11 protein-coding genes are annotated in these 11,505 nt (G+C 74.4%); 5 read left to right on the forward strand and 6 right to left on the reverse strand.

Going from position 1 to position 11,505, the window contains the following annotated elements; translation table 11 throughout:
* Nucleotides 1-3: 3 nt before the first annotated feature.
* The 4 genes from AB0A69_RS08310 to AB0A69_RS08325 form a co-directional block, all read right to left on the reverse strand.
* Nucleotides 4-402: a hypothetical protein gene (locus AB0A69_RS08310; RefSeq protein ID WP_361416728.1), complete on the reverse strand. Its 399-nt coding sequence runs from the start codon at nt 400-402 to the stop codon at nt 4-6.
* Between the two features lie 30 nt (nt 403-432).
* Nucleotides 433-885, reverse strand: a complete 453-nt coding sequence (locus tag AB0A69_RS08315) for a hypothetical protein (protein WP_361416731.1) — start codon at nt 883-885, stop codon at nt 433-435.
* A gap of 306 nt (nt 886-1,191) precedes the next feature.
* On the reverse strand, nt 1,192-2,907 hold the full coding sequence (locus AB0A69_RS08320; protein ID WP_361416734.1) for an ABC transporter ATP-binding protein: 1,716 nt from the start codon (nt 2,905-2,907) through the stop codon (nt 1,192-1,194).
* Nucleotides 2,904-4,778 (reverse strand): ABC transporter ATP-binding protein, encoded by a 1,875-nt coding sequence (locus AB0A69_RS08325; protein ID WP_361416737.1) that lies wholly within the window; start codon nt 4,776-4,778, stop codon nt 2,904-2,906. The genes AB0A69_RS08320 and AB0A69_RS08325 overlap by 4 nt, the downstream gene beginning before the upstream one ends.
* Nucleotides 4,779-4,873: 95 nt before the next feature.
* Between AB0A69_RS08325 and AB0A69_RS08330 the strand changes: the two genes are divergently transcribed.
* A complete protein-coding gene (locus tag AB0A69_RS08330) occupies nt 4,874-5,509 on the forward strand; it encodes a TetR/AcrR family transcriptional regulator C-terminal domain-containing protein (protein ID WP_361416740.1) in 636 nt (211 codons plus the stop codon).
* 77 nt (nt 5,510-5,586) lie between these two features.
* Here the strand turns inward: AB0A69_RS08330 and AB0A69_RS08335 are convergent, their stop codons facing one another.
* Both AB0A69_RS08335 and AB0A69_RS08340 read right to left on the reverse strand, forming a co-directional pair.
* Entirely contained in the window at nt 5,587-5,802 is a 216-nt protein-coding gene (locus tag AB0A69_RS08335) for a hypothetical protein (protein WP_361416882.1), read from the reverse strand.
* Between the two features lie 99 nt (nt 5,803-5,901).
* Nucleotides 5,902-6,846, reverse strand: coding sequence for an NAD-dependent epimerase/dehydratase family protein (locus AB0A69_RS08340; RefSeq protein WP_361416743.1), 945 nt, complete (start codon nt 6,844-6,846; stop codon nt 5,902-5,904).
* A gap of 140 nt (nt 6,847-6,986) precedes the next feature.
* On the opposite strand from AB0A69_RS08340, the gene AB0A69_RS08345 reads away from it, so the two are divergent.
* The 4 genes from AB0A69_RS08345 (at nt 6,987) to AB0A69_RS08360 (ending at nt 11,396) form a co-directional block, all read left to right on the forward strand.
* On the forward strand, nt 6,987-8,606 hold the full coding sequence (locus AB0A69_RS08345; RefSeq protein WP_361416885.1) for a sigma-70 family RNA polymerase sigma factor: 1,620 nt from the start codon (nt 6,987-6,989) through the stop codon (nt 8,604-8,606).
* A 111-nt stretch (nt 8,607-8,717) separates the two neighbouring features.
* Nucleotides 8,718-9,644 (forward strand): class A beta-lactamase, encoded by a 927-nt coding sequence (gene bla, locus AB0A69_RS08350; RefSeq protein ID WP_361416746.1) that lies wholly within the window; start codon nt 8,718-8,720, stop codon nt 9,642-9,644.
* Nucleotides 9,641-10,414, forward strand: coding sequence for a class I SAM-dependent methyltransferase (locus tag AB0A69_RS08355; RefSeq protein WP_361416749.1), 774 nt, complete (start codon nt 9,641-9,643; stop codon nt 10,412-10,414). Before bla ends, AB0A69_RS08355 begins: the two co-directional genes overlap by 4 nt.
* Before the next feature lie 274 nt (nt 10,415-10,688).
* Nucleotides 10,689-11,396, forward strand: a complete 708-nt coding sequence (locus AB0A69_RS08360) for a phosphodiesterase (protein WP_361416752.1) — start codon at nt 10,689-10,691, stop codon at nt 11,394-11,396.
* Nucleotides 11,397-11,505 lie beyond the last annotated feature (109 nt).

Below are 11,505 nucleotides of genomic sequence, written 5' to 3' on the forward strand. Positions count from 1 at the left end.
CGCTCACATGCGCCGCGAGCGCAGCCACATGAAGTAGTCGTCGACGTCCAGGACCTCGTCCCTCGTCAGGCGGGCCGGGCTCCACCGCGTCGCGCGCCCGCCTCGGAGGAAGTCCTCCGGGAGGCTTGTGCCGTACGTCTCGACGTACTCCGCCGCGTCGCGCCGCCAGAACCAGGTGCCGTCGCTGAGGATGGCGGAGCCGCCGGTGACGGCGAACCGCCCCTCCAGGACGTCCTCCGTGTAGCCCATGAGGGCGATGATCACGGGAGCGTTCCTCAGGTACGCGCCGATCGCCCCGCGCTCGTCCTCCGGGATCGCTCCGCCGCCTTCCGCGAGCTCCTTCGCCACCCGCGAGAAGGCCGACTGGCCGGCGATCCGGCCGAAGACTCCCAGGGGGATCACTTGACGCATTTTCTTCCCTCGGTGGTGTGGTCACCCCCACATGCCGAGAGCCATCTCGTCGAGCAGAGCCGACCAAGGGCTGTCGGGACCCAGAGGGGTTTCGTCGTAGTGGGCGATGCACCTCTTGAGCCGGTCGACGGCATCCATACGCGCCTGATAGCCGGCTTCGTCTGTGGGCAGCCCCTTGCACTCCTTCTTCGTCCCTTCCAGGAGGATCAGGGATTGCGCGAGCGAGGAGACGTCCGCGTGGAGGGGATGTTCCAGCGCGGCCCGCAGGCTGGGCGTGCAGGTCAGCCGCGCCGCATCGTCGAGGTCGTCCCTCGACGAGAACGCGTTGTCCGCGTCGAGGGACGGCAGACCGACGTTCGCCAGGAAATCCGCGGTAGCGGCGTGGAGCCTTCCGGCGCGCGAGCGCGGGAAGTAAGTGACACATGTGATCCCGAACGTGGCGATCAGTTGCTCGGGCATGACATCCGCCAGCATGAAGTGCCTCCTCCGGCAGAGCGTCTCACACGACCGGAGGAGGTCGTCTCAGCACCGCGGCGGCGGTGACGGCCCAGGGGCTCGCGGCCCCGGACGGGGCTCAGCGAGATCGGCCGGAGCCGCAGCCGCAGCCGGAACGGGCACGGGAGCGGGCCAGTTGGCCGGGGGTGAGGGCCAGCAGGCCCAGAAGCACGGCGAAGTAGGCGCCGCCGGGCACCGCAGGCCCGGCGCCTGTGACAACAGCGGACGCGGATCACATGTGGCGGCAGGAGGCGGTACGCGGGACCCCGTCGGGGCCCCCGCGGCTCACGCGCCGGTCGCCGGAACCGGCGAGAGGTTCCAGAACTCGGCGTAGCGGCCACCCTGGCGCAGCAGTTCGTCGTGGGTGCCCTCCTCGACGATCCGGCCGGCGTCGAGGAAGACGATGCGGTCGGCGTGGCGCACGGTACGCATCCGGTGAGCCACCATCACCACGGTCCGCCCCGCCATCAACCGCTCGATGCCGGCGTGGACGGCCGCCTCGTTTACCGGGTCCAGGGCGGAGGTGACCTCGTCCAGCAGCACGATCGGCGCGTCCTTCAGCAGCGCCCGGGCGATCGAGACCCGCTGGCGCTCGCCGCCCGACAGGCGCGCGCCGCCCTCCCCGACGGGGGTCGCCCACCCGTCGGGGAGGCGTGCGACCACCTCGTCGAGTCGCGCGGCGGTCGCCGCCGCCCGCACCTCGGCCGCGGTGGCGTCGGGGCGGCCGAGGCGGACGTTGTCCTCGATGGTGCCGTCGAAGAGGTAGACGTCCTGGAAGACGATGGCGAACCGCGCCATCAGGTCCGGTGCGGCGATCTCGCGTACGTCCGCCCCGCCGACGCGTACCGCTCCCGCGTCCACGTCGTAGAACCGTGCGAGCAGGTGCAGCAGGGTCGTCTTGCCCGCGCCCGAGGGACCCACCACGGCCAGCCGCTGCCCTTCCGGGACGGACAGCGACAGGCCGTCGAACACCGTGCGCCCGCCGCGCCGGAAGGTGACCGACCGCAATTCCAGGCCGTGGCCGACCGGTTGGACCGGGTGGGCGGCCTGCGGCAGCGGCTCGGTGCGCAGCACGGCGTCGAGCCTGTCCAGTTCGCCGCGTGCGGCCCGCAGCTTGCCGCCGAGGTCCGCCAGCGACAGCAGCGGATCGGCGCAGCGGGCGGTCAGTACCAGGATCGCGAGCAGCTCCGCGGCCCTGACGCCCCCGCCGAGCGCGAGGTACGCCCCGAGGACCAGGACGGCGGTGAACACCGCCTGCACGGTGAGCGTCAGCCCCAGCGCGCCGGGCAGCGCGGAGAGCGTGGAGCGGCGGGAGGCGCGCTGGACCTGTCGCAGGGCGTCGTCCAGGAGCCGGAAGCGTTCGGCGGTCCGGCCCCCGGCCCGCAGCACCGGTTGGGCCTGGAGGTACTCGATGACCCTGCCGGTGGCCTCGCGGTCGCGTGCGGCGCGCTCCTTGTCCTCGGCCGCCGTCGTACGCCCGGTCAGGGCCTGGATCCCCCCCACGAGGGGGACGGCGGCCAGCGCCGCCAGGCCCAGCCGCCAGTCGACGGCGAGGATCACGGCGACGACCGTCAGCGGCGTCACGGCGGCGGAGACGAACGGCGCCAGCAGGTGCGCGATCACGCTCATCGCCCGCAGTACACCCTGGCCGGCCAGGACGGACACCTCTCCGACCCGGGCCGCGCCGTACCAGCCGAGCGGCAACCGGGCCAGATGGTCGCCGAGGCGGTGGTACACCCCGCGCAGCAGCGCGGTGCCGACGCGGAACCCGGACAGATCGCTGAGATAGCGCAGCACCGCGTAGGCGGCCACCGCGGCCCCGAACGCCCCCAGCCAGGGGCGGGCATCGGCGGGCGTGCCCCCGAGCAGCGCCCGCAGCACGGGCACCAGCAGGGCGTAGGACAGGCCCTCGACGACCGCGGTCGTCGTCATCAGGGCGAGGGTACGGCGCATCGGGCGGCCGTACTCGTCGCCCAGTACGCGCAGCAGCGTGCGGATCATCGCGGTCCGTCTCCTTGTGGTCCGTCTCCTTGTGGTCCGTCTCCTTGTGGTCCGTCTCCTTGTGGTCCGTCTCCCTGCGGTGCGCCGTCGGTCGGGTGCGCCCCCCAGGAGCCCGCCGTGGGCCGGGACCGCCACAGCGCGGCGAACCTCCCGCCCGCGTCGAGCAGTTCGGCCGGCCGGCCGTGCTCGACGATCAGCCCGTCCTCCAGGACGGCGACGGTGTCGGCGCCGATGACGGTCTCCAGGCGGTGGGCGATGACCAGGACCGTACGGTCTCCGCGCAGGGACTCCAGGGCGCGGCGTACGGCCTGCTCGGTGTGCGGGTCGGCGAAGGAGGTCGCCTCGTCGAGCACCAGGACGGGGGTGTCGGCGAGCAGCGCGCGGGCGAGCGCGACCCGTTGGGCCTCGCCGCCCGACAGCCGGGCGTCCTCGCCGATCACCGTGTCGTATCCGCGGGGCAGTTCGAGGATCCGGTCGTGGATGTTCGCCAGCCGGGCGGCGCGCCTCACCTCCTCCGGTCCGGCGTCGGGGACCACCAGCGCGATGTTGTCGGCGACGGAGGCGCGCAGCAGGCGGACGTCCTGGAACACGAAGGAGACCCTCCGGTACAGCTCCCGGCTGCCGAGCTCCCGCAGGTCGACGCCGCCCAGGCGGACGGAGCCGCTCGTCGGGTCGACGAACCGCGGCAGCAGCTGGACCAGGGTGGACTTGCCGCTCCCGGACGGCCCGACGAGCGCGGTGACCGTCCCCGGCTCCAGCACCAGGTCGACCCCGCGCAGGACGTCGCGGCCGGGTTCGTACGCGAAGTGGACGCCGCGCAGCTCCACCCGGTGGCCGTCCGGCGCCACGGGGTGCGCCGGCTCCGGCAGCGGCGGGACCGCGAGGACGTCGCGGATCCGGCCGACCGCGCGGCGGGCGGCCTGCAGCTCGTCGAAGCCGTGCCCGAGCGCAGCGACCGGGGCGGTCAGGCCGAGTCCCAGCAGCAGGAACGGCAGCAGATCGGCCGGGACCATGCCCCCGCCGCCGATCAGTACCGCGCCGCCGGTCAGCACGACCAGCAGGACGAACGGGGGCGACAGCGCCAGCTGCATCCCCGCGGCGATCGGGGAGATTCCGTGCACCCAGCGGCGGAAGACGGCGACGAAGTCGTCGGCGGCGGCGCGGAATGCGCGGTGGGCGCGCTCGCCCCCGCCGAAGGCCTTGACGACCGCGATGCCCTGGACGAACTCCACGACGGAGGCCGCGATCCGCGCCATCGCCGCGTCGAAGTCGGCCTGCTCCCTCACCCGGGCCGGGGTCATCATCAGCGGGACCAGTGCCACCGCCGTGACCACCGGGATCAGGGTGATCAGGGTCAACCGCCAGTCGACGGTGAACAGGTAGACCAGCGACACCAGCGGTACGACGAAGGCGGTGACCAGCTCCCCGGGCGTGTGGGCGATGAAGGGGTGCACGGCACCGACGTCCTCGCCCACCAGCTTGGCGAGCTCACCGCTGCGGCGGCGGGCGAGCCAGCCGATCGGCACCCGCCCGAGCCGCGCGGCCAGCTGCCGGCGTAACGCCAACTGCACCCGCCCGTCGAGCAGATGCCCGATGCCCGCCGCCGCTCCGGTGCACAGCAGCCGGACGAAGAGGCCGGCCGCGCCCGCGACCACGGTGAACCGGACGTGACCGTGGTCGACGGGGCCGGGTGCGAGCAGGGTGCGGCCCAGCTCGACGACCGCGAGCAGCGGCGCCAGTCCGGCCACCGCGCCGACGACCTGGAGGCCGATCACGGCGGCGAATCCGCCCGCGTACGGGCGCAGCAGCCGCGCCACACCCTGCCCCTCGGGGGGCGGTTTCCTCGCCTGGACGGGCTCGGTGGTGGTCATCGCCCTCTCTCCTCCGCCATTCTTACGATGTAAGTCTTCGTCGCGAACGGTAGACTTACGCCGTAAGAATCGTCAACCCGTAGGAGGGAAGCACCATGGCGGCCAACAGGGCCCGGGGGCAGCGCGCGGGGCTCACGCGGCAGGCCGTCCTGGAGGCGGCCGTACGGCTCGTCGACCGGGAGGGGATGAAGGCCCTGTCGATGCGCCGGCTCGGGGCGGAGCTGGGCGTGGAGGCGATGACCCTCTACCACCACGTGCCGAACAAGAGCGCTCTGCTGGACGGGATGATCGAGCAGGTCGTCGCCGAGGCCGTACCCCCCGAGTTCGGCGCCGCCACCTGGCGGGAGGACCTGCGGGCCTACGCCCGGGCGCTGATGGCCGCGCTCGACGCGCATCCGCACGCCGTGCCGCTGCTGCTGTCCCGGCCCGCCATGACGCCCCGCAACCTGCGGACGCTGGAGGCCGTGGTGAGGATGCTGCACGAGGCCGGCTTCCCCCTGGCCAGGACCCTGGACATCCTCTATTCGCTGACCAGTTTCGTCGTCGGCCACGCCGCCGCGCGGGCGGGCGGCCTCGACGGGGCCGGCAGTCTGGCCGCCTTGGACGCGGACGCCTACCCCTTGCTGGTCGGCGCGGCCCGGGAGGCGGGCGCGGACGCGGGCGAGGCGCGCTTCGCGTACGCGCTGGAGGCGCTGCTGTCCGGCTTCGAGAGGGACCTCGCACGCGGCTGACTCGGGCGGGGGGGCCGTCTCCGGGTCCCGTCAGGCGACGTACTCGTGCGCGGGCGGCGGTCGCCCGCCACCCCAACTCATCGCGGCCGTCGCCGCCGAGGCGGGCCCTCCGCGTCCTGCCGACCGCCGTGGATCCCGTGCGGGGCGAACGCGACGGCATCCGGCGGCGTACTGGGAACGACCAGGAGCAGGCCGCCGACTGCGCGCACGACGTCCCGGGCGGCCGGGAACGGCTCGACGGGGCGCCCTTCGGCGGCGAAGCGGTCCTTTACGGCCCGCAGCAGCCGGGGCAGCCGCGCATCGGTGTCACGGCCGCGTGACCAGCCCGCTTCGGCGGGGGCGGCCTCCGCTTCGGCCGTCGTCGTGCGCCGCGCCGCCCGTGGTTCCGTCCGTCATCCCGTGGCGGCCAGTCGCTCGCGCCACCAGGCGACCGTCGCCTTGACCTGTTCGTCGAGGGGGGTGGCCCGTACCGTGAACGCGGCTTCGTACGCGCTCGCGTCGGCCACGAACGGGCGGTCGAACTGGTAGCGGATCTCCTTCACTTCGCGGATCAGCGGGGAGAAGACCGACGCGACCGCCAGCAGGGCCGGGGACAGCCTGCGCACCGCGACCGGTGCCGTGCCCGCCTCGGCGGCGAGGCGGTCGACCATCTGCCGGACGGACAGGGCGGGCTGCGTGGGGACGTGCCAGGCGCGCCCCCAGGCCCGCTCGTCGCCCGCGACCTCCACCATGGCCCTGGCCACATCGGGGACGTAGCTCCAGCTGTGCGGGGCGTCCGGGTCGCCGAGGGCGGCGACCGGCTTGCCGCGCAGCAGCCGCGGCATGACGCGGGCGGCCAGGTGGCCGCCGTCGGTGACACCGGGGCCGAAGAAGTCCGAGGGCCGCACCTCGACCGCCCTGATGCGCCCCTGCTCGTGCAGGGCCCGCGCCTCCTCCCACAGCGCGGCGCGCAGCCGCCCCTTGGGGCCGGTCGCCGCGAGCGGCAGCTCCTCCGTCAGGGGGCGGCCGTCCACCGGGCCGTAGCCGTAGAGGTTGCCCAGCATGACGAGGACGGCCCCGGTGGCCTCGGCCGCCGCACAGGCCGCGGCGGCGAGCGGCGGCCATTCGGTCGCCCAGCGGTGGTAGGGCGGCCCGGCGCAGTTGTGGATCGCGGCCGCGCCCCGCGCCGCTTCGGTCAGTCGTCCGCCGTCCGCCGCGTCCCACGCGAGGTGCTCGATCCCGGGCTCCGCCGGGCGGCCGGACCTGGTCACCACCCGTACCTCATGGCCCTGTTCGGCCAGCAGCCGGGCGGTGGCGGCCCCAGCGGGCCCGAAACCTATGACGACATGAAGACTCACCCTCGAACACTAAGCGAAAAAACTTCCGACTACTCTGCCGTTTCCTGTTATTTGCCCAACCCTCGGCGGTCTCCCAAGCGGTGCACACAACGCGCACCGCCGTCGGAAAAGAGTGGACACGGATCGTGACCCAGCAGAGCATGGCGCCCTTGATCGAGGCCGCACGCAACGGGGACCAGAGCGCTCAGGACGCGCTCGTCGCCGCCTGGATGCCCCTGGTGTACAACATCGTCGGCCGGGCCCTGAACGGCCACGCCGACGTCGACGACGTCGTGCAGGAGACCATGATCCGCGCCCTGGAGGGGCTGGGCGGGCTGCGCGACCCCGCGAACTTCCGGTCGTGGCTCGTCGCGATCGCCATGAACCAGATACGCCGGCGCTGGCGCGACCACCACTCCGCCCCGGTCACCGGCGCGCTGCACGACGCGTACGACGTCGCCGACCCGGGCGCCGACTTCGTCGACCTCACGATCGTGCGCCTCGGGCTGTCGGGGCAGCGCCGCGAAGTCGCCGAGGCCACCCGCTGGCTGGAGACCGACGACCGCGAGTTGCTGTCGCTGTGGTGGCTGGAGGCGGCGGGCGAACTCACCCGCTCCGAGGTCGCTGCCGCGATGGAGCTGTCACCCGAGCACACCGCCGTACGCGTCCAGCGCATGAAGGCACAGCTGGAGACGGCCCGGCTGGTGGTGCGCGCCCTGTCGGCCGCGCCGCGCTGCCCGGAACTCGACGCCCTCGTCCGCGCCTGGGACGGCGTGCCGTCCGCGCTGTGGCGCAAGCGGGTGGCCCGGCACGCCCGCGCGTGCGTGGCCTGCTCCGGCCACTCGTCGGGGCTGGTCCCCGCCGAGGGACTGCTCGTGGGCCTCGGCCTGGTGCCGCTCGCGGCCGCGGCCGTACCGGATGTGACGCCGGCCGGTGCCATGGCGCCGGTGGCGTACGGCGGGCCGCGGGAGCAGCACCGGGGGCGGGGAAGCGGGCGCGGGCGGGGCGGCCGGGTCTCCCGGCGGGACCTCAGGCAGCGTTCCCGGCGCAGGCGCCGCGCGCTCGCGGTGGTGCTGGGCGTCGCCGTGGTCGGCGGGACGCTGGGGGTCGTCCAGCTGTGGCCGGGCGCCCGCGACGCCGAGGAGGGCGGCACCGTACGGACGGCGGCGGCGCCGGAGGGCTCCGCACCGGCCGTGCCCACCGCCGCGAAGGCCCCGAACTCGCCGAAGGCCACGCCGTCTCCGAGCGCGACGCCGACGGCGTCGCCGACCCCCTCGAAGAGCGCGTCCTCCTCCCCCACCGCGCCCCGCGAGTCCGCGCGGCCGAGCACCACGCCGCCCCGGGCCACCCCGTCCAGGAAGCCGGCCGCGTCCTCGCCGTCGAACCGCCCGCCGAGTGGCGGTTTCGCGCAGCAGGTCACGGAGTTGGTGAACCGGGAGCGCGCGAAGAGCGGCTGCGCGCCGGTGACCATGAACGACAGGCTCGCGACGGCGGCCCAGCGCCACTCGGAGGACATGGCAGCCCGCGACTACTTCGACCACACCTCCCCCGACGGGTCGGGCCCCGGGGAGCGGGTCTCCGCGGCGGGCTACGCGTGGAGCACCTACGGCGAGAACATAGCGCGGGGGCAGCAGAGCCCGGCGAGCGTGGTCGACTCGTGGATGAACAGCCCCGGCCACCGCGCCAACATCCTGAACTGCGCCTTCAAGGAGATCGGCATGGGCATCCACTCCGGCTCCGGCGGACCGTGGTGGACGCAGGTCTTCGGCGCGCGGAACTGACGCGCAACCACTGAGGCGCAACCCCTGGCGCGCAACCACTGACGTGCAACCGTTGGTGCGGTAGTGACGTCCTGTCAGATGTCCCACCGTACGAACGAAAGGCACACGACTGTGCGACCCGTCGAAGCCCGTGCGACCCGCCGGACCGTCCTGACCGCCGGAGCCGCCGGGGCCGTCGCCGCCCTGGCCGCCGTATCCCTGCCCACCGCCGCGCACGCGGCGGCGCCCCGGGGAGCCGACCGGCGGTTGCGCGCCCTGGAGCGGGAGCACGACGCGAGGCTCGGCGCGTACGCGTACGACACCGCCACGGGTCGCACGGTCGCGTACCGGGCGGACGAGCTCTTCCCGATGTGCTCCCTCTTCAAGACCGTGGGCGCGGCGGCGGTCCTGCGGGACCTGGACCGCCACGGCGAGTTCCTGGCCCGCCGCATCCACTACACCGTGGAGGACGTCGTGCGCGCCGTCCACGCGCCGGTCACCAAGGACCCCCGGAACCTCGCCAACGGGATGACGATCGCCGAGCTGTGCGCCGCCTCCATCACCCACAGCGACAACGCCGCCGCCAACCTCCTCCTGCGGGAGCTGGGCGGCCCCACCGCCATCACCCGGTTCTGCCGCTCCCTCGGCGACGACGTCACGCGTCTCGACCGCTGGGAGCCCGAGCTGAACACCGCGGAGCCGGGGCGGGAGACGGACACCACCACGCCCCGCGCCATCGCGCGCACGTACTCCCGTCTCGTCCTGGGCAACGCCCTCGCCCCCGGTGACCGCCGCCTGCTCACCGACTGGCTGCTCGCCAACACCACCAGCGTCGAACGCTTCCGCAAGGGGCTCCCCGCCGACTGGACGCTCGCCGACAAGACCGGTGGCGGCGACTACGGCACCAACAACGACGCCGGCATCGCCTGGCCCCCCGGCCGTCCGCCGGTCGTCCTGGTCGTCATGACGACCAAGCCGGAGAAGGATGCCCCCTCCGACAACCCGCTGGTCGCCAAGGCGGCCGCCGTACTGGCCGACGCCTTCCGGGACGCCGTGTGAACCGGGGCCGGGTGTACGACGACGAGCGGCTGGCGGGCGCCTACCAGTCCGGCAACGAGATGCCCGAGGAGTCCCTCCGCGACTGGACGGAACTGATCGGCTCCTTCGCGGGCCGTCCCGCCCCCTCGGTGGTCGAGGTCGGCGCGGGGACCGGCATGTTCTGCTCGGCGATGGCCCGGTGGCTGCGGCCGTCGCGCGTGGTCGGGGTCGACGCCTCCGAGGCCATGCTGCGGCAGGCGCGCCGCTTCAACTCGCACCCGGGGGTCCACTACCTGGCGGGCACCGCAGAAGCCGTACCCACCGGCTCCGGTCTGTTCGACCTCGCCCTGCTGTCCCGGGTCGTCCACCATGTGCCCGACCGGCGCCGGGCGGCCCGCGAACTGGCCCGCGTGCTGCGCCCCGAGGGGGCGGTGGTCATCCGGACGACGTTCCGGGAGCGGCTGGACGCCCTGGTGTACGACTACTGGCCGCGCCTGCGCGAGCTGGACGAGCGGCGGTTCCCCTCGGAGGCCGAGGTGCTGGAGGACTTCGCCGGGGCCGGTTTCACGGTCCGAACCGTCACGTCGTTCGCCCGGCCGGTCACCGCGACCCTCGGGGAGTACCACGCCCGCATGGTCGCCCGGCCGCAGTCGAAGTTCACCCAGCTCACCGCCGCGGAGTTCCAGGAGGGCCTGGCACGCCTGGAAGCCGCCGCCCACGCCGAGGCGGAGGCTTCCCCCGCGGCGGTGGTGGAGCGGTACGACGTGGCCGTGCTCGCGTCCGCCGCCTGACCGCAGGTACGCGTAGGGGCCCTGGCGCGGGTTCGGCGTACGCCGATCGAGTGCCGGGGCGCCGGCGGTGGATACGCGGGGCCTTGCCGGGTACCCGGCGCTCCATGAGGGAGCGCGCACTGTGGCAGGGGCTGCCGGCCGGGGCGGCGGGCGGTCGCGTGTTGACGCTGGGCGAGAAGGTCGAGCAGCGCCACGCCGCCGTCCGGCCGGGGCGCCACGCCGATGTCGGGCCCCTGCCCCGGAAGACTCCTCCAGCCGTTGAGAGGGCGTACGCATGCGGCGAAAGCTCATGGACACCGGGCTGGTCCGGACGGTGTGCCGGTACGTGGCCCGGCGGCGCCGGGCGCCGGCGCTGCACCCGGACGGCCTGAACTGTTCCGGGGTACTGACCGTGACCGGCTCGGCCCACCGCGCCTGGGGCGTCGCGCTGCTGGACGAGCCGGGAACGTACCGCGTCACGGCCCGCTGGTCGCGGGCTCTCGGGCTGCCCGAGCGGCTCCCGGACGGCTTCGGTCTCGCCCTGCGGGTGGAGGACGCCTCGGGGCCCGGACGGCCCTGGGACCTGCTGCTCACCACCAGCGGCGCGGGGCGGTTGCTGCGCCATGTGCCGCTTCCGCGCCGGCATCCGTTGCGCGGCCCGTACGGCACGCTGACGGCGTACCGGGTCGGGCGGCGGACCTGCTGGCTGGCGGCCGTGCCACGCGGGCCGCACCGCTCGGTGCGCGGGGGCCTCGGGGCCGTGCGGGGACAGCTGGGGCGTGGGGACGTGGTCTTCGACCTGTGCGTCGCCGCGCGGGGGCAGCCGTGGCGGCCCGTGGCCGTGCTGACGCTGTCGGCGCGCCTTCCGTGGACGGGCGACTCGCCGGGGTACGACCCGTACGGGCGCAGTGCCCCGGGACTGCGGCCGAGCGACCGGCTGCACGCGCTGCGCAGGGAGGCGTACGGCGGTTCCCGTGAGGGACGCGCCGAGCAGGGAAGGTGAAGGGGCATGGCCGCGCCCACCGCACCGCGGTGCGGTGGGCGGGAGACCGGCATCATCTAGCGCCTGCCGCACGGCGAGTTCGTCGAGATCCACGAGCCCCTCAGCCAGG

The sequence above is a fragment of the Streptomyces sp. NPDC045431 genome, from assembly GCF_040646655.1.
Lineage (GTDB): Bacteria > Actinomycetota > Actinomycetes > Streptomycetales > Streptomycetaceae > Streptomyces.